Here is a 17,638-nt window from a genome sequence, read left to right on the forward strand (position 1 = left end):
TCTCTGATTGGGGCCTGAGCACGTAGGGCCGTCGAAAACGGAAGGACGCCGACGTTGATTAGAAGACTCTGGCATTGGGCCACCCTCTTCAGCACGTTGTTTCTTCTCGCAAGCGGAGCTTGGGCGGATACGGCCAAACCTCTTCTTGCGATCGATACGTCGAGCCCGCGGGCGACGATGCGAACGTTTCTCGACGTCACCCGGGCCCTTGAGTCCGCAGCGATCAAGCTGCGTTCCGAACCGGGCCCTGCGGCGCAGGCCGAAGCGGAATCTTTGATGCGCAAGGCGCTCAGAACTCTCGACCTAAGCCAAGTGCGGCCTAGCGCACGGCGCGAGATAGGCGGCGACGCGGTCGTCTTCCTCGTCGATATCTTGCGCCGCATCGAACTTCCTCCTTTGGACTCGATCCCCGATGCCGCCGATTTTCCGGAGGGTGACGCGCCAGCGAGCTGGACCATCCCCGGCACCGAGATCACTATCAGCCGGGTGATGGAGGGGCCGGCGAAGGGGCAATTCCTCTTCAGCCCTGACACAGTCACCAGGGCCGGGGAGTTCTACGACCTGACGAAGCAGCTTCCATTGAAGATGCCCTCTCAGGTGCCGAACTGGCGCGAGGCGCACCTTCAGTTCCACGGCTGGATGATTCCGCCGGAGCTGACCCGCTCCTTGCCGCGCGCGTTGAAGCAGCCCGTCCTCGATACCCCGATCTGGAAGATCATTGCCGCGATCGGCATCTTCTTGATTCTGGCCGCTGCCCTGCTGCTGCTCAGACAGCTCACGAAGCCAAAGCCGAGGGCACGTGCGCTCGGGCGCTATCTGCGCCGCCTCTTGCTGCCCGTTGCCATGTTGCTCGGGATCTTCGGCGCCGAGTTGCTCATCACCGAACAAGTCATGGTCCTCGGCACCTTCGCCGACATGGTCGATCTCTTTGTCGAGATCGCGTTCTACGTGGCGGCCGCGTGGGTCGCGTGGCTCTTCATCTCGATTCTCGTGGAATGGGTCATCACGTCTCCCCAGATTCCGGAAAAGAGCCTGGATGCCAATCTCCTCCGGCTGCTCGGCCGTGTCCTTGGGATTTTGGCGGTGGCAAGCATCGCGGCTTATGGCGCGCAACAGTTGGGTCTGCCGGTCCTGGGTGTCTTGGCCGGCCTTGGTGTCGGTGGCCTTGCCGTGGCGCTGGCCGCTCAGAACAGCCTGGAAAATTTGATCGGCGGTCTCAATCTCTACGCTGACCGCCCCATACGCGTCGGTGACTTTTGCGACTATGCCGGCATCAAGGGGACGGTCGAATACATCGGGCTCCGATCGACGCGGATCCGGGGATCCGACCGCACCGTAACGTCGGTTCCCAACTCGATGCTCGCCAAGACGCAAGTGACCAACTATGCGCTGCGCGATCAATTGCTGTTCCGGCATGTCTTGGACTTGCGGTACGAGACGACCACCGAACAGCTGCGCACGGTGTGCAACAGCATACGGGAACTCCTGTCCTCGCATCGGGATGTGAGTCAAACCCTCGCGCCTCCGCGGGCGCATGTGGTCTGCTTCGGCGAGTGGTCAATTCAAGTCGAAGTCCAGGCCTATCTCGATGCGGCGCCGGGCAAGTTTCTCGCCATACAGGAGGAACTGCTCTTGGCGATTGCGGAGATCATTGGTGAGGCCGGCACTGCGTTCGCCTTCCCGTCGCAAACCAACTACATCGTCACAGAGACGGCCGGCGAGGATCTTTCGGGTCCACGGGTGTAGAAAGCCCCACCCGAAGGAGCTGATTTGTCCTGCCGCAGGCTTCTCCGGCTCGTGCTCGGACCACGTCCCGGCATTGCTGACGGGACGTCAGCGGCTGTCTTGTTTGGTGACCCCGACAGGATTCGAACCTGTGACCCTCAGATTAGGAATCTGATGCTCTATCCTGCTGAGCTACGGGGCCATTGCCTTTAGTAGCTACACCGGGGTCTCGGTTTGCGCCACCCCGTTGGCCGCAATCCTGGCATCCGCACCCGACAACATGACGCGGCTCTTGAGTGACATTCGGCCCTGGAATCATGCGGTTTGAGCGCGTAGGGTCTCGCATAGATCGTTGAAAACATTGGAAATATTCTAATGAAAAAGAGCCCGGAGCTGGATCGCCGGTCGTTCCTGGCGCTCGCCGGCGCAGGGGCGGCCGGCCTTTCGCTCCCGGTCGGCGTCTCGGCGCTTGCCAAGTCCGCCGAGGCGACGCCATCGACATTTCGGATCCAGACCGCGCGCTACCACTTCCGCGACGCGGTGACCGAGAATCTGGTCAGCGTGTTTCCCGACGCGCCGCCACCGGTCTTGCGCATGACGCAAGGGGTGCCGTTCTCGATCGATGTGACGAACACGCTGGAGGAGGCCACGACGATCCATTGGCATGGCTTGCGCGTGCCGAACAAGATGGATGGCGTTCCGTATTTGACTCAGTTTCCGATCCAACAGGGCGAGACCTGGCGCTACAGCTACACGCCGGACGATGCCGGGGTGTACTGGTATCACCCCCATTGCCGCACCATGGAGCAGATCGCGCGCGGGCTCACCGGGATCATCGTGGTCGCGGAGAGGGAGGACCCCGGGTTCGACGGGGAGACGGTCCTGAACCTGCGCGACTTCCGCATCGGCAAGGACGATCAGTTCATGCAGCTCTATTCGGCGCGGGCGGCCGCGCGCGCCGGCACCTTTGGCACGGTGATGACGGCGAACTGGGAACAGAACCCGGTCTACGAGCATCCGGCCGGTTCGCTGGTGCGTCTGCGCCTCGGCGCCACCGACACCACGCGCTTCTATCCGCTCACCTTCGAAGGCGGGGAGGGACGCATTATCGGCGCCGACGGCCATCCTCTGCGTCAAGACTTGCCTTGGCCGACCGGGGAAACGCCGATCCTGGTCGCACCGGGCCAACGGCTCGACGTGGCGCTGCGGATGCCGGACACCGAAGGCGAGGAGATCGTGGTGACCTACCGGTCCCTCCAGAAGACCCGCAAGCTGGCAACGCTGCGCGCGACGGGATCAAGTCTTGGCCGCTCGCTCGAAGAGTTGAAGCCGCTGCCGCCCAACGACGTCCCGGACTTCGATCCAAAGGGGCTGGAAGTGGTGGAGATGGTTTTCGGCTGGTCGCCCGACGGGCTGAAGCCTAATAACGGCTTCTGCGGTTCGTTCGGCTACACGTTCTGGTCCATCGACCGCAAGCCTTGGCCGGGCGACGCGGCCAAGGGGGTAGCGCCGGTCGCGGACCTGAAGCTCGGCAAGGCCTATGTGCTTCGCTTACGCAATTCGAGCCCGAACCGGCACCCGATCCATCTCCACGGACAGGTGTTCCGCCCCTTGCGTTCGAACAAGCGCGCGCTGCCGTCCAATTGGACCGACACGGTCGTCCTCGACAAGGAAGAGACCATCGACATCGGCTTCGTGGCCGACAACCCGGGCGACTGGGCCTTTCATTGCCACGTGATCGAGCACCAGAAATCCGGCCTCGCGGGCTTCATCCGCGTGAGCTGAGAACCTGGGCGGCGTTCGCTTCTCCGTAAGTCTTCCTAGTAGATCTTCGGCACGTAGAGCTCGGGCGACAGTGTCTTGCGGTCATAGTCGGGGCTGAAGACACGGTCCGGCAGCTCGATCTTGTCGTAGGGCACGTCCTCATAAGGAATCTTCGACAGAAGGTGCTCGATGCAATTGAGCCGTTCGCGCTTCTTGTCGTTGCCTTCCACGATGTACCAGGGCGCTTCGGGGATGCTCGTGCGTGTGAACATCTCTTCCTTGGCCTTGGTGTACTGCTCCCAGCGGACGCGCGACTGCAGGTCCATCGGCGACAGCTTCCATTGCTTCATGGGATCGTGGATGCGGATCATGAACCGCAGCTGCTGTTCCTCGTCGGTGATTGAGAGCCAGTACTTCAACACGATGATGCCGTTGCGCACGAGCATGCGTTCGAATTCCGGTACGTCCTGAAAGAACCGTTCGACCTGGTTCTCGCTCGCGAACCCCATGACGCGCTCGACGCCGGCCCGGTTGTACCAGGAGCGGTCAAAGAGAACGATCTCGCCGCCAGAGGGCAAGTGCGGGACATAGCGTTGGAAGTACCACTGCGTCAGTTCGCGCTCGGATGGCTTCTGCAAAGCGACCACTCTGGCGGTGCGGGGATTGAGCCGCTGCGTGATGCGTTTGATGACGCCGCCCTTGCCGGCGGAGTCGCGGCCCTCGAAAATGATCAGGACCTTGGAACCGGTCGCCTCGACCCAGCTCTGCATCTTGATGAGCTCGGACTGCAGACGCAGGAGATTCTTCAGATAGATGCGCCGGTCGAGGGCGTCTGGGTGGGCCTCTTTGTAGATCTCCCGCAGCTCCTCGCTCAGCATCGGCTCGGAGAGTTCGGCTTCAAGGGTCTCGTCGAGAGTCTCTTCAAGCTCTGACTCAACCCAGTCCTTTATGTTCTTTCGGCCCGTCTCATTCGGATCGTCGGTCATCGGAGATCTCTCGTTGTTCGTCGTCTATGTGGGGTCGTCGGCTCAGCGGCAACTCTCGCCAGCGAGATTAAAACTTTTGTGTCAGCGGCAACACTTCTCCGAACCGGAACCCGACAAAGTCGACCGTCCGATGACATTGGGGGAACTTGAGGGTGCTTGCGTGCCCTGTTCGAGTGCTTGCGGCCTCCGTAGAATGCATGAATGCGCATCCGGGCTCTCGCGATCAGTGTCGGACTTGCTCCTCTCCTTGCTCTTGGCGCGCCGGTGTCCAAGGCGTTAGCCGGCGCGTGCGACCTGCCGGCTGGCGAAACGGTGGCCGTATCGTCGGTTGTCGACGGGGAGACGCTGGAGCTCGAGGATGGCCGCGCGGTGCGGCTGCTGGGGGGTGCTGGCGCCGGCGCGCGCGGCGTGGACTGGGATCGGTCCGAACCGTGGCCCTTCGCGGCGCAGGCTCGGCAGGCGCTTCGCCAGTTGGTGCAAGGCGCTTCGGTCAGCCTGCATTTCGATGCGCGGCAGGAGGACCGGTACGGGCGTCTGCTGGCGCAGGTCTTCCTTACCCGCGACGCCGAGCCGGTTTGGGTGCAAGAGGAACTGGTCGCGAAAGGTCTCGCCCGCGTGGCGGCGCAGCCCGACATGGCCGCCTGCCTCGAGCCGCTCCTCGCCGCGGAGGCTGAGGCGCGGGAAGGAAGGCGCGGGGTCTGGCGTTCTCTGACCTATCAGGTCCGCGATGCGCACGATCCCAAGTCGCTCGGCTACCGGCGTCACACCTACCAGCTCGTCGAGGGCAAGGTGCATGGCATCGGCGAGGGGAAGACACGCGTCTACATCAATTTCGCCGAAGACTGGCGGGAGGATTTCACCGTGGTCATCAAGCGCAAGCGGCTTCCGGTTCTGGAGGCCGCGGGCCTCGACCTGTTGAGCTTGCCGGGCCGGCGCGTGCGCGTGCGGGGCTGGGTCGAGTGGTGGAACGGCCCCATGATCGAGATTTCACATCCGGAAGAAATCGAAACCCTGGAGACTTCGTCCGGCGCGGGCTGAAACCTGGCTTCAGCGTCGGGCACGAGGCGCCCCAAATGAAAAGGCCGGGCGCGAGGCCCGGCCTTGTCTCAATCTTGGCAAGGGGAAGCTTGCCTTAAGCGGCGGCTTTCCCGGCCTCCGCGGCCTCCGCGGCGGCCTTGATCGTGCGCGCCGACTTCGCGAGGATGTCGTCGATCTTGGCGACGGCGCTTTCCTCGTCCAGCTTCTCGACGGCGGCCAGTTCGCGCGCCATACGGTCGAGCGCAGCTTCATAGAGCTGACGCTCGGAGTAGGACTGCTCCGGCTGAGCCTCGGACCGGTACAGGTCGCGGACCACCTCGGCGATGGAAATCAGATCGCCGGAGTTGATCTTGGCTTCATATTCCTGGGCGCGGCGCGACCACATGGTGCGCTTCACGCGGGCCTTGCCCTTCAGCGTGGTCAGGGCCTTCTTGACGATCTTGTCTTCGGAAAGCTTGCGCATGCCGACGCTTTCGAGCTTCGTGGTCGGCACCCGAAGGGTCATCTTGTCCTTGTCGAAGCTGATCACGAACAGCTCGAGCTTCGCGCCGGCGATCTCTTGCTCTTCAATGGACGTGATGCGGCCCACGCCATGGGCCGGATACACGATGTATTCGTTCGTCCGAAAACCGTTCCGCTGCTGGGGTCTCTTCTTTTCCGCCATATGCTCGCCTCGCTGTTTGAAAGTCGTGGGGCGCGTCGGAACCAAGGCGCTTGAGCTTGTCTGCGTCGATTTCGGCCAGCGACGGGGTCGCTGGCGTCGCCCGGTGGGGGCGGTCTCGCTGACAATAAAGAAGCGTTCGATCAGGGGGCCCGATCGCTCAACTCCTTGGAAGCTCAGAAAAAAAGCGCGCCCAACCGGCTCGCCTCTCTTGGTGCCTCACGCGCCGACAGTTTGCGCCATTTCGAACTCACCATATCACAAAAAACGCCAAATCGGAAGTCGCCGGCTCCGGCGGCATGGCCAATTTCAAGGCAGTGACTGTGGCATTTTGACCGAAAGGTTAACGCGAGGCCGCTTTTTCGGGCTGCGTCCGCGTGGGGCGCTCCTGCCCTAGTCGCCCTCGCCAGGCTCCACGGAGAAGTACTTCTCGAACTTGTTGGGCTCGGTCAGAAAGTTGTCGGCGTCGGCGGCGCGGGCTTCTTGGTGGTGATGTTCGGCCAGCTCTCCGAATAGTCCCGGTTCACATCGAGCCATTTGTCGAGATCCGGCTCCGTGTCCGGCTTGATGGCGTCGGCCGGGCACTCCGGCTCGCAAACACCACAGTCGATGCACTCGTCCGGATGAATGACCAGCATATTCTCGCCCTCGTAGAAGCAGTCCACGGGGCACACCTCGACACAGTCGGTGTACTTGCACTTAATGCATAATTCAGTGACGACGTATGTCATCGATTCCACATGCCATAGGGCTGTCCCAGCCCGGTTGCTTGAGCCCAGTACGGGCTCTCAGCAAAGCCCGGGGAGAAGGAGCCCTGCCTATAGCAATAGCGTCGGCAGCACAAGGCGTGGCACCTGCTGGGAAACCCCAATTTTTAGGATGGATTTGCGGCTTTCTGCCGCTCGTTGAGGCTGAATTTCTGCAGCCCGCGACCGCGCGTGCGCGGGAGCCGTTTCTAGCTCCAAAACGCCCGGAGCGTGTCGATGCGCCGGCGGTCCCGCTTGGTGGGCCGCGCGCCCACGCGGGCCTCGCGGGCAGGCCCGCCTTCGGTCTCGTCGATCGGCGGGGTCAGATCCTCGTAGAGGGTCCGGGCCAGGGGTGCCGGGCCGCGCCGGTCGGCGGCATCGAGGACGCGCCAGACCACGAGCCGTCCGGGCGGTGTTGCCGTGATGACGTCGCCGAGTTGCACGATCCGGCTGGGTTTCCGCACCCGTTCGCCGTTGATCCGGACTTTGCCGTCCGCGATGAGACGCGTCGCTGCCGAGCGTGTCTTCACGGCCCGCGCGCACCAGAGCCATTTGTCGAGGCGCTGGCCCGTCACGCGGCCGCGTCCTAGCTCCGGCCCGAGCGGCCGCGTGCCGCCAGGCTGTCGCGCAAATCCTTGAGGGCGGCGAAGGGCGAGTTCTCAGCCGCCTGTTCTCGTTTGGGCGACGAGCTCCATTCCTTGCTCTTGCCTTGGCCGCCGAAGCGATCGCCCTTGCCGCCTTTGCGGGGCGGTTTTCCGTGTTGGCGACTCTTCTTATTGGGCTTGCTTGGTGATCGCCCTGTTGGCCGCGTTGACGATGCGGACGTTCCGCGCCGTCGCTGGCCTGCTTGCCGTCGGCCCGGCCCCCATGGCGGCCCTTGCCGCGCTGGTGATGACCTTGCTGATGCCGGCGTTTCGCCGGGCGCCAGATCTCGTCGAAGACGGGTTCGGGCTCCGCTGGGGCAGTGGCTGCGCCAGCATGCTCGTCTTGCGCCGGAGCGTCTTGGGCCGGGGCATCTTGGGCGGGAGGCTCTTGAACCGAGGCCTCGCCGGTCGCGGCATCCGGTTCGGAAGCGGCCGGCGCGTCCTCGGACGGCGCTGCTTTTAGTTGCGGCTCGGTCGGCACTTCGATCTTCCGCCGCTCGAGACGGAAGCCAAGACCGCGCAGGATCGAGGCGAATTCCTCGCCGGAGCAACCGACCATGGACATGAGTTCCGGCACGACCCGGAAACCACCATCGCCCGTCGCGCCGGACGGCGGTTGTGGCGCCTCGGGCTTGGCCTTTGCTGCCGGTGCGGCTTGCGGCGTTGGGGCGGCCTCGGCAGGTGCGCCTTCCGTTTCGGTGGCCGACACCTCCGTTGGTGCCGCCCCGGTCTCCGAGGTTTCTGCCGCAGGTTCCGCTTCGGTCGCCGCCGCCGGTTCGGGCGTCTCGACCTTCTCCGCGGGGCGCCAGGTGACGCGGGCGCGGATCAGGTCCGACAGGCGCTCGAGCATGTCGATCCGCACCGCGCGGCTTCCCGCCACGTGAAAACCCGCCGCGCGCCAATAGGGTTCGGGCAGGGCGCCGTTCGCCGGGACGGATGTGAGGCCCTGTTGCGGCCGCTCCGGCATGGCGTCGATATCGATGCCGTACTCGGCGCCACCGTGGAGCGCCCAGAGCTGCAACAGCAGTTCCGCGGCCGCAGGCTTCAGAAGCGCGGGGAAATACAGATTGAAGGCTCCGAACCGCACGCCGTATTTGCGCAACTGTCCGCGGTCGGACTGGTCCAGCGCCTTGATGTCGTCGGCGGCTCCTTCGCGGCGGAGAACGCCGAGATTCTCCGTGAGACGAAAGGCGAGGCCGCGCGCGAGCCCGGTCAGGTCCTCCGCGCGGCTGAGATCCATCAGCGGCTTGAGCTTGGCGTCGAGGTGCGCCGTCAGCCAGGCATCCAGGCGCGCGGCGACCCGTTCCCGGTCGGGCGCGCTCAAATTCTCGTCGGCGAACACTTCGATGCGCGGTTTCAGGGCCGTGTCGCCCGCCACCAGCCGGCCGATCTCGCAGCTCTGCCACAGGATGCGGCCATTGCCCGACAGCGTGATCGCATCGTCGCCGCCGAGCCCAACGCGTCGGCCCGCTGCGCAAGCTCGCTCGCCAGGATCTGCGTGGCGGCGTTGCGCGCGGCTTTCCCGTGAATGCCCTCGCCCGCCGCATCCGGTGTAAATCGGAATCCGTCGAGCCGGCCCACGAAATGGTTTTCGACCAGGATCTGTCCGTCGTCGCCGATCTCGGCCATCATCTCCTCCTTGTCGCGCAGCCGCCGCATGAGCACGCTGGTTCGCCGGTCGACGAAACGTTGTGTCAGGCGTTCGTGAAGCGCGTCGGACAATTTGTCCTCAATCGATCGGGTGCGCTCTTGCCAGTGCTCCGGATCGTGCAGCCATTGAGCGCGGTGGGACACAAATGTCCAGGTACGAATTTGCGCAAGGCGGTTGGAAAGTGTGTCGATGTCGCCTTCGGTCCGGTCCGCCTGCGCCACCTGGCGGGCGAACCAGTCCTCGGGGATCTTGCCTTCGTCGCTCATGACGAAGCCGAACAGCGCCCCGACCAGGTCCGCATGGTCCGCCGGTGAGACGCGCTGGTAGTCGGGAATTTGGCACATGTCCCAGAGCAAGCCGACCGCCGCCGGCGACTTGGCCATGTCGCACACGGCCTCGTCGCGCGTGACGTTCTCCAGCGCAATCACGTCGTCCACCATGCGCGACCGGGTAAGGCGCGGGTGGATGGGCATTTCGCGCAGGCTCTCTTTGAGGGCCTCGATGGAGGCCATGTCCAGCGTGCGGCTGCGCCATTGCAGGACGCCCACCTGGTCGAAGCTATGAGTCTCCAGCCGCTCGATCAATTCAGCGTCGAACGGCTGCGCCTGCCCCGTGACCCCGAACGTGCCGTCGTTCATATGGCGTCCGGCGCGGCCGGCGATCTGTCCGATCTCCGACGGGGTCAGGTTGCGGTGGGTATGGCCGTCGAATTTCCGCACGCCCGCGAAGGCGACATGATCGAGATCGAGGTTGAGCCCCATGCCGATGGCGTCGGTGGCCACCAGATAGTCCACGTCGCCGTTCTGATAGAGCGCGACCTGCGCGTTGCGGGTGCGCGGGGAGAGGGCACCGAGGACGACGGCCGCACCACCGCGCTGGCGCCGCACGAGTTCGGCGATGGCGTACACGTCGTTGGCCGAGAAGGCGACGATGGCGGAACGGCGGGGCAGCCGCGTGATCTTCTTCTCGCCCGCGTAAGTGAGGCTCGACAGGCGCGGCCGAGAGACGAGGTTGGCGCCGGGCAGCAGCTCGCGGATGGCATCGCGCATGGTCGCCGCGCCGAGCAGCAAGGTCTCGGACGTGCCGCGCGCATGGAACAGGCGATTGGTGAAGACGTGGCCGCGCTCGCCGTCGGCGGCGAGCTGAATCTCGTCGATGGCGACGAAGTCGGCCTCGAGCTCGCGCGGCATGGCTTCCACCGTGCACACATAGAAGCGGGCGCGGGGCGGCTTGATCTTCTCTTCGCCGGTGATGAGGGCGACCTGGCCGGCGCCAGCCTTGGCGACGACCTTCTCGTAGACCTCGCGGGCGAGCAGCCTGAGCGGCAGTCCGATGACCCCGACCTCGTGGGCGAGCATGCGCTCGATGGCGAGATGGGTTTTGCCCGTGTTGGTCGGACCGAGGACGGCGGTCACGCCGCGCCCGCGATTGGGCGGGCCGTGAGCCCCGGTCGTTGGCGCACCCGTGGCCGGGCGGCCTGTGGATTGCGTGGATAAGGCTTTGGACATACGGAGAAATTCTTAAGGCGATCCGGTGTCAGCCGCGAACGGGGGGAGAACGAATCCCGTCCGAATCGCTGACTCCAGCGTATTCGACTTATGTTCCGTTCCAAAACGGAACAACGACGCAGGTGTGCGGCCCCCCGCTCACATGTAAGCGGCCTTGGGCCCGCGCGCTATATGTAGTTTTCTTTTCTCGCCTGGGTTTCCCTCGCGCCGGGTCGCAACGGGAACAGAGCAGGGGCGAATCAGGGGATCGTAAATTTTCGCGCGCCGTTCCCTACGACATGTTGTGGTTTTGGGGTGCAGCGTTAACCAAGGGCGGTTGCGCGTCTCTGGCCGTCACCCCCGGGCTTGTCCCGAGGGTCCATTCAGACCGACCGACTGGAGCCTTTGCCTCTAGGAGGCGGTTGAACAGGCCCCCAACTGCCTTTAGTTCGTCGTTGCCGTGCGCCTTTAGCTGTTCCAGTCCTCAATCAACTGATCAAGTCGGCTGGAAAGTTGTTGGACTCTGTGTCGGAAACTCTTTGCGGCCTGGACACCGCTGTAGCGTCCATCTTCGACCGCCTTCACGTAATTCTCTAGCTCGGCCTCTCGCAACTGATAGGCCGTGACCAATTCAACCTGTCGCGGGGACAGCTTGGATTTGTCTGCGTTCATGAGGTCGTCGGAATGCAGACGTTGCTCAGGCATTATCGTCACCAGCCGGTCCCACTGGCGAGCAGCGCACCTGTCGATGGTGGCCTTCAGCCGACCAACCACTATCCCATCACGGTAACCAATCGCAGCGTGACGCAGTTGCGTGGCATAACTGTTTGAGCCTTCTCGTGAGGGCCCGTAGTTAGAACGCTTCGGCTTGGGCTTCAGCTCTTCATCGAGCCATTCCGCCTGCTTCCAGACCTCCTCTTCAGTGAACCGATGCGTAAAGGTCTTGCCGCCGTACTCGATAATGAATGTCAGTGCGCCAAATTCGGAGAGGAATTGGACTACAGGAATCCCGTTCCCTCCAAAGAAGAGCGTTCTTACGCCGAATTGGTTGCCGTCTGGAATTCCGCGACCTTCAAGTGGGACCAAATCGTTATCTTCATGTAGCAGCAGCGGGTAGACCTTGCCGTTGCGGGCCGACCGGACCTCTCCTTTTAGGCCGCCCAGGTACTCGCCAGTGGCGTTCTTGCCATAGGCTTGAAAGCCTCTGATCTCGACCCCGTAGTCGGTCGTCTTCCCCATCAAAAAGTTCTTGGCACCTGGTGTGTCAGCCAAGAATGACCAACGAAGCGGGTCCGCTTCGACCCGGTTGTCTTCAGGGTGCTCCCCAGAGGAAATCCACCAAACAAGGCACCCTAAGAAGCCTAGTCCAAAGATCACCATGCCTATGATGGGTGCAGACATTCCGTTCTTCTCCGAGGAGGGAGAGCTGACTGGAACACCGTTGCGCCGGTGTGCGTACTCAATACTGAATATCGTAGTCATCACAGCGCCGACGACCAACCAGACCCACCAATCAAAAAAGCCACTTGTCTTGGCAAGTATTTCGTAGACGTTCGGCATCTTCACCGCCCACGAGCGAGGAAGAAATTGGGCGACCATCGTGTCCCACGTTCCGATGACAACCCACGCGGCCAGCAGCATTTTGCGGAAGCGCCCGGCAAAAATGTTGGCCAATGTTCGGCGCCTAGCCTCAAACCAATTTGCCGACATCGCCCGCAAACCCCTTCAAGTTGTGCACTCATCTTAGCACGCCCCACGGCTTGCCTTCGCCGACGGGATGGATGCCCCTATGCCCGTCCGGATCACGATGTGGACTAGATATTGTCGTCACGCGATCGCGATGCAGCGTTCGCGCAAGCTCACACCGTGAACAGAGCGGCGACGAATCAGGGGTTCGTAAATTTTCGCGGGCCGTTCCCTACGACATGTTGTGGTTTTGGGGTCTGGCGTTAACCACGGGGCTGCGTGAGGCATCCGCCACCGCTCTTGGCGTGTCATCGCCCGGCTTGACCGGGCGATCCAGTAACCACTGCCCTGCCGGATCATGACGGGCGGTGAGTACTGGATGCCCGCGTGCGCGGGCATGACGCGGGCTACATCTTGTCTTGGCACTCGAGCGGGGCGCCGTCGGCGCAAGCTCACACCGTGAACAGAGCGGCGACGAATCAGGGGTTCGTAAATCTTCGCGGGCCGTTCCCTACGACATGTTGTGGTTTTGGGGTCGCGCGTTAACCACGCCGTTCCGAACGGGCCACGAAGTGGCTCAACGAGCCTCGGCGCGGCCGGCGCGGCCCACGCGCATGGACGTGGCCACCGCCACGGCGGTGTAGCCGCCGAACGCCGGGATCGTGATCTGGTAGGGCACGTACATGCCCGTGCCCCGCAAGGGGACGAGCCAGGCTTCGATGCCGCCCGCCTGGCGCAGTTCCTCGATCCCCGGGTCGCCGCGCGGATAGCCGGAGATCGGCACGAACTTCACCTGGCACACCGCGGCGGGCCCGGAGTAGTTGCCCTTGCCCCGGTTCTGCACCATCACGCGCTTCTTCGGCTTGAGGACAAGATCGTAACGGGAGCGCCCGTCGAAAACGGGGATCACCTGGTTGCAGACGCTGAGATTGGCGCGGGTGTCGTTGGAGCGCGCGGTCAGAAACGCGCCTGAGAGCGGGTCCACCACGCGCTGAACCTGTTCCTTCGTGACCTTGATCTCGCCGGGATAGGGGCGGGGCTTCGGCCAGATCTTCACCGACTGCACGTAGCCGTCTCCGAAGTCGATGCTGAGGCGCTCCTGGTACTTGCCGTCGCTCTGGCTGAACGAGTAGGAGCGGGGGTTCGCGCCGTCCGTGGTGGCCTCGCCGGAGCCGTGGAGCCGTCCCTGCCAGTTGAACACCCATCCCTTCAGCACGGAGAAGGTGCCGTTGCCGCGCAAGGAATATTGGCCGTTCTGCACCGTGCCCGAGATGCTGAAATTGCCGAGGTTGAAGCGGCCGAGGCTGACATTGTAGACGGCCTGGAAGCGCGCCGAGGTGTCGACCGGGCCGGCCCTTTGTTCAGGTTCTGCGGGCTCGGGTTCCGGGTTCGGCTCCGCGAACTCGCTATCGTGCGGCGGGGCGTTCTCGTCCCCCGGCTTGTTCTTGTCGTTGTAGAGGCCTTCGATCGGGAAGGGTTCGGCCTCGTCCAGGATTGAGCCGCGCGCGCCAAAGTCAGCGTCAGGCGCCGGGTCCTCGGGGGCGGTTTCGGCCCGCGCGATGCCGTGGGGAGATGCGTCCAGCGCGACCAGCGCCAAAACGGCGATGCCCAGCACAAGCGCGGCCACGGCCACAACGCTGGCCGCAATACTCAAGACGTGTCGTGCGACCCGCATCTATCGCAGTCCCTCCAGGCCCCCCGGCCACCTTATATCTTGACTGGCCAGTGAGCAGGATTAGTCGGATTCGTCAATTCGGCCAACACAGGCGGAAAACCCTCCGAATGGCCGAAAAGCGTATGGCACCTTGACCGAAATCGGTCATCCCCGTATATGTCCCGGCCTTGAGCCTCGCGCTTGTGAAACGTCACGAGCTGCGACAGGTATTCACAAGATTTTCGTTAGAAGGACAAGGACCATGGCCCGTCGCTGCGAGCTGTCCGGCAAAGCCGTGCTCACCGGCAACAATGTGAGCCATGCAAAGCGCCGCACAAGGCGCCGCTTCCTGCCGAATCTGAGCAATGTCACGCTTCAGAGCGACACTCTGAAGAAGGCTGTCCGCCTCACCGTCTCCGCCAGCGCCCTGCGCTCGGTCGAGCACCGTGGCGGTCTGGACGCCTATCTGCTCAAGGCCGGCGACGACGAGCTCTCGCTGAAGGCACGCCGCCTGAAGCGCGAGATCGCCAAGGCGAGCGAGAAGGCGACCGAGGCGCAGGCGGCCTCTTAAGGCTTTCGCCGCGCCGCGACCTCGCCGCGTCGCCCTACGGCAGCGTAAACTGCATGATCAGCGAGCGCTGAAAAGCGCTGAAGTTATCGTCCGACATGAGCGTCAGGACGGTGGCGCCGTCTTGCGCGCGGTGGACCGCGATCGCCTCCATATTGTCGATATTCAGAAGATCGTCGGTCTCGAGCAGCGTCTCGCCGGTGATCAGCTTGCCGGGGCGGAGGTCCGCCGGCGCGATCCGCCGGATGCGCATCTTGACCCCTTCGCTGTAGCGGAAGCGCCGCTCCAGAAGCAGCAATCCGCCATCGGGCAATCCGGCGGCGTCCGTGATGTCGAACCCCCCGAGCCGGCGGATCGTGATTGTCCCGGGCGAAGGCCCGCCGATGAGCCAGCCGATCAGATTGCCGGCCCGGTCTCTCAGATACTCCGGCAGCGCCACCACCGTTCCTTCCATGCGCCCCGACCGGATCGTGGCGATCGCCTCCAGCCCTTGGTTGGCGTTCATGGCGCGTGCTGCCTTGGGCAGCGGAATGGTCCCGTTCGGCGGGCCGAAACGGTCGGGCGTGAAGAGATAGCGCATGATGCGGTGATCCCGTTCGAACGACACGAGGGCGCTGCCCTCATGCGTGTCGCCGGAAAGAAGGGCCATGCCTTCCGCGTCCTGCCGGTTCTCGGAGCGTAGGGGGCTGCCGTCCTTGTCGAGGAGTGGGCCGAGCATGACGTTCGACAGGCTCGCAAGACGGCTCCCGTCGTAGTCGAGGGTCGCGCGCATCCACGAGCCCGCGTCTGATAGCGCCAGAAGTCTGGTGCGGCCGGAATCGAGCGCGATGGCCGAATAGCCGCCGAAATGCACCGAACGGGCGAACAGGTTGAGCCCGCCGCGATAGATCAGCTTGCCGAACCGCGTCTTCGTGGGGTCGTCGCGATCGAAAGTGATCGGGACCACGGAGACGCGCGTCTCCGTCGGACCCGACAGGGGCGTGGAGGGCTTCGCCACCAATGCGGAAGCGCTGAGATACAGGACGGCGATGGCGGCGAGCCCCGCTGCGAGCGCCGCCGTGGTCTTGGCCGGGATCAGCCGCACCTAGTGCAGCACCTTCCGTTTCGCGCGAGCGGCGCTCGGGTTGGCGCGTTGCAGCGCGCGCAGGGCGGCGTCTTCGTCGAACAGTTCGGCGAGCTTGTCGGTCATCGCGCCGGCGAGTTCCTCCGCGTCCGTGATGGTGACGGCGCGGCGGTAGTAGCGGGTCACGTCGTGACCGATGCCGATGGCCAGCAGTTCGATAGGGGAACGGGTCTCGATCTCATGGATCACCTGGCGCAGGTGCTTTTCGAGATAGGCGCCCGAATTGACCGACAGCGTGGAGTCGTCGACCGGCGCGCCATCCGAGATCATCATCAGGATCCGCCGCTGTTCGGGCCGCGCCAAAAGGCGCTTGTGCGCCCAAGCCAGCGCTTCGCCGTCGATATTCTCCTTGAGCAGTCCTTCGCGCATCATCAGGCCGAGATTGCGCCGTGCCCGGCGCCAGGGCGTGTCCGCCGCCTTGTAGACGATGTGCCGCAGATCGTTCAGCCGTCCCGGGAAGGGAGGTTTCATGGCGTTGAGCCAGGCTTCGCGCGCATGGCCGCCTTTCCAGGCGCGTGTGGTGAAGCCCAAAATCTCCACCTTCACGCCGCACCGCTCCAGGGTGCGTGCCAGAATGTCGGCGCAGCAGGCCGCGACCATGATCGGGCGTCCGCGCATGGAGCCTGAATTGTCGAGCAGCAAGGTCACGACCGTGTCGCGGAATTCGGTGTCGCGTTCCTGCTTGAAGGTCAGCGGGTGCATGGGATCGATGATGATCCGCGTGAGGCGTCCCGCATCGAGCGTGCCTTCTTCGAGGTCGAAGTCCCAGCCGCGATCCTGCTGGGCCAGCAACCGGCGTTGCAGCCTGTTGGCGAGCCGCGCCACCGCGCCTTGCAGCGAGACCAGCTGCTTGTCCAGGAACGACCGGAGGCGGTCGAGTTCGTCGGGGTCACACAGGTCCTCGGCCGTGACGATCTCGTCGAACGCCTCCGTGAAGACCTTGTAGCCGAACGCCGACGGGTCATCGAGAACCGAGAAGTTGGGACGCCAGGGATCGGAGCGGCGCGGCAGATCTGCCGATTCCGCGTCGTCGTCCAGCTGGTCGGTGGGCCCGTCTTCCTGGTCATCCAGCGTGTCTTCGGCGGCGTCGTCGGGTTCGGCTTCGGACTCTTGTGCGAGTTCGGTGCCGTCCTGGGCCTCGGCCGCGTCCCCTTGGTCCTCGGTCTGATCCGGCTCCGTCTCGCCGTCCTCGGACGACTCTTCGTTCTCTTCGCCCTGATCGAGGCTGGTCGGCCATGTGCGCCGGGAGGTCGCGCGCGAGCTGACCGAAGCTTCCTGATCGAGCACGGTGCCCTGCATCCGGTCGAGCTGCGTCTTGGCGCGCTCCTCGACCCAGGGACGCCACAGATTGACCAGCGGCCGCGCCCGGGCCGGCGGCGCCTCGCCCGTGAGACGTTCCCGGACCATGAGGGCGAGGGCGTCGGGCAGGGGCGCTTCGGAGCGCTCGGTCTCCCTCGGTGATGCGGCTGCGCGCGTAGCGTGCTCCGTGCGGGCGGCCAGATTTTGGGAAACCCCTTCCATCCGCGTCGCGCGATCGGCCTCGACACGGGCCTGCTCGAGGGCCTCGAACACGGCCCGGGCTTCGCCGCCCGAGGGGGCCAGGCGCCGGTGCAGCGCTTCGTCCCGGCAGGAGACCGTCAGCGCCGCGGCATCCGCATGGCCGCGAATGGCCGCCAGCTCCTCGCGCGTGGGTACGCGGGGCGGTTCGGGGATCCGCGCCGTTTTGCCGGAAAGTCCGGGCGGCTCGTTCGAGAACACGACCTCCACGCCGCTATCGGCGGCGATCGCTCGCGTCGCCAGCGTTACCGCGCGCTTGAACGGATCGAGGGGCGCCTCTTTCCGTTTCGGTCCAGCCATGACGTGTTCCTGGATGTCCTGCGGGCTTAAGTGTCCGAGGGGCTCGGC

At 64.3% G+C, this 17,638-nt stretch carries 14 protein-coding genes, 1 tRNA gene and 1 pseudogene; 6 read left to right on the forward strand and 10 right to left on the reverse strand.

The features are described from left to right. The first annotated feature begins 54 nt into the window (after positions 1–54). Entirely contained in the window at positions 55–1,746 is a 1,692-nt protein-coding gene (locus AUC70_RS03640) for a mechanosensitive ion channel family protein (RefSeq protein ID WP_141701938.1), read from the forward strand. Between the two features lie 104 nt (positions 1,747–1,850). Here AUC70_RS03640 and AUC70_RS03645 read toward each other — a convergent pair. Beyond that, a tRNA-Arg gene (locus AUC70_RS03645) sits at positions 1,851–1,927 on the reverse strand. Between the two features lie 173 nt (positions 1,928–2,100). Here AUC70_RS03645 and AUC70_RS03650 point away from each other — a divergent pair. After that, a complete protein-coding gene (locus AUC70_RS03650; protein WP_069443650.1) occupies positions 2,101–3,510 on the forward strand; it encodes a multicopper oxidase family protein in 1,410 nt (469 codons plus the stop codon). A gap of 35 nt (positions 3,511–3,545) precedes the next feature. On the opposite strand, the gene ppk2 is transcribed toward AUC70_RS03650, so the two are convergent. Then, entirely contained in the window at positions 3,546–4,475 is a 930-nt protein-coding gene (ppk2, locus tag AUC70_RS03655) for a polyphosphate kinase 2 (RefSeq protein WP_069443651.1), read from the reverse strand. A 201-nt stretch (positions 4,476–4,676) separates the two neighbouring features. Between ppk2 and AUC70_RS03660 the strand changes: the two genes are divergently transcribed. Then, a complete protein-coding gene (locus tag AUC70_RS03660) occupies positions 4,677–5,513 on the forward strand; it encodes a thermonuclease family protein (protein ID WP_069443652.1) in 837 nt (278 codons plus the stop codon). A 94-nt stretch (positions 5,514–5,607) separates the two neighbouring features. Here the strand turns inward: AUC70_RS03660 and AUC70_RS03665 are convergent, their stop codons facing one another. From AUC70_RS03665 to AUC70_RS03675, 3 genes and pseudogenes are all read right to left on the reverse strand, one after another. After that, positions 5,608–6,303, reverse strand: coding sequence for a CarD family transcriptional regulator (locus tag AUC70_RS03665; protein WP_371515046.1), 696 nt, complete (start codon positions 6,301–6,303; stop codon positions 5,608–5,610). A 264-nt stretch (positions 6,304–6,567) separates the two neighbouring features. Beyond that, a pseudogene (gene fdxA, locus AUC70_RS03670) lies at positions 6,568–6,905 on the reverse strand (ferredoxin FdxA). A 224-nt stretch (positions 6,906–7,129) separates the two neighbouring features. Beyond that, entirely contained in the window at positions 7,130–7,495 is a 366-nt protein-coding gene (locus AUC70_RS03675; protein ID WP_069443654.1) for an RNA-binding S4 domain-containing protein, read from the reverse strand. Between the two features lie 214 nt (positions 7,496–7,709). Here AUC70_RS03675 and AUC70_RS17770 point away from each other — a divergent pair, with 214 nt between their 5' ends. Both AUC70_RS17770 and AUC70_RS17775 read left to right on the forward strand, forming a co-directional pair. After that, a complete protein-coding gene (locus tag AUC70_RS17770) occupies positions 7,710–8,027 on the forward strand; it encodes a hypothetical protein (protein ID WP_244505479.1) in 318 nt (105 codons plus the stop codon). 94 nt (positions 8,028–8,121) lie between these two features. Then, on the forward strand, positions 8,122–8,448 hold the full coding sequence (locus AUC70_RS17775; protein ID WP_244505480.1) for a hypothetical protein: 327 nt from the start codon (positions 8,122–8,124) through the stop codon (positions 8,446–8,448). A 472-nt stretch (positions 8,449–8,920) separates the two neighbouring features. Here AUC70_RS17775 and AUC70_RS17780 read toward each other — a convergent pair whose 3' ends face one another. The 3 genes from AUC70_RS17780 to AUC70_RS03690 form a co-directional block, all read right to left on the reverse strand. Continuing rightward, complete coding sequence (locus AUC70_RS17780; protein WP_244505481.1) at positions 8,921–10,723, reverse strand: helicase-related protein; 1,803 nt, start codon at positions 10,721–10,723, stop codon at positions 8,921–8,923. Positions 10,724–11,170: 447 nt separating this feature from the next. Beyond that, complete coding sequence (locus tag AUC70_RS03685) at positions 11,171–12,376, reverse strand: hypothetical protein (RefSeq protein ID WP_069443655.1); 1,206 nt, start codon at positions 12,374–12,376, stop codon at positions 11,171–11,173. Positions 12,377–12,965: 589 nt separating this feature from the next. Further along, a complete protein-coding gene (locus AUC70_RS03690) occupies positions 12,966–14,063 on the reverse strand; it encodes a DUF3108 domain-containing protein (protein WP_083241225.1) in 1,098 nt (365 codons plus the stop codon). A gap of 241 nt (positions 14,064–14,304) precedes the next feature. Here AUC70_RS03690 and rpmB point away from each other — a divergent pair, with 241 nt between their 5' ends. Continuing rightward, positions 14,305–14,613 (forward strand): 50S ribosomal protein L28, encoded by a 309-nt coding sequence (gene rpmB / locus AUC70_RS03695; RefSeq protein ID WP_069443657.1) that lies wholly within the window; start codon positions 14,305–14,307, stop codon positions 14,611–14,613. Positions 14,614–14,647: 34 nt separating this feature from the next. Here the strand turns inward: rpmB and AUC70_RS03700 are convergent, their stop codons facing one another. Together AUC70_RS03700 and cobT are read right to left on the reverse strand one after the other, a co-directional pair. Beyond that, positions 14,648–15,694 (reverse strand): esterase-like activity of phytase family protein, encoded by a 1,047-nt coding sequence (locus tag AUC70_RS03700; protein WP_069443658.1) that lies wholly within the window; start codon positions 15,692–15,694, stop codon positions 14,648–14,650. Continuing rightward, entirely contained in the window at positions 15,695–17,590 is a 1,896-nt protein-coding gene (gene cobT / locus AUC70_RS03705) for a cobaltochelatase subunit CobT (RefSeq protein WP_069443659.1), read from the reverse strand. Between the last annotated feature and the right edge of the window lie 48 nt (positions 17,591–17,638).

Origin of the sequence: Methyloceanibacter stevinii (assembly GCF_001723355.1) — a bacterium.
GTDB lineage: Bacteria > Pseudomonadota > Alphaproteobacteria > Rhizobiales > Methyloligellaceae > Methyloceanibacter > Methyloceanibacter stevinii.

What these genes read in the sequence shown, in the direction of transcription:
- rpmB (WP_069443657.1), top strand. Translation starts at nt 14,305, where the DNA reads ATGGCCCGTCGCTGCGAGCTGTCCGGCAAAGCCGTGCTCACCGGCAAC.
- AUC70_RS03660 (WP_069443652.1), top strand. Translation starts at nt 4,677, where the DNA reads ATGCGCATCCGGGCTCTCGCGATCAGTGTCGGACTTGCTCCTCTCCTT.
- AUC70_RS17775 (WP_244505480.1), top strand. Translation starts at nt 8,122, where the DNA reads ATGGACATGAGTTCCGGCACGACCCGGAAACCACCATCGCCCGTCGCG.
- AUC70_RS03690 (WP_083241225.1), bottom strand. Translation starts at nt 14,063, where the DNA reads ATGCGGGTCGCACGACACGTCTTGAGTATTGCGGCCAGCGTTGTGGCC.
- ppk2 (WP_069443651.1), bottom strand. Translation starts at nt 4,475, where the DNA reads ATGACCGACGATCCGAATGAGACGGGCCGAAAGAACATAAAGGACTGG.
- AUC70_RS17780 (WP_244505481.1), bottom strand. Translation starts at nt 10,723, where the DNA reads ATGTCCAAAGCCTTATCCACGCAATCCACAGGCCGCCCGGCCACGGGT.
- AUC70_RS03650 (WP_069443650.1), top strand. Translation starts at nt 2,101, where the DNA reads ATGAAAAAGAGCCCGGAGCTGGATCGCCGGTCGTTCCTGGCGCTCGCC.
- cobT (WP_069443659.1), bottom strand. Translation starts at nt 17,590, where the DNA reads ATGGCTGGACCGAAACGGAAAGAGGCGCCCCTCGATCCGTTCAAGCGC.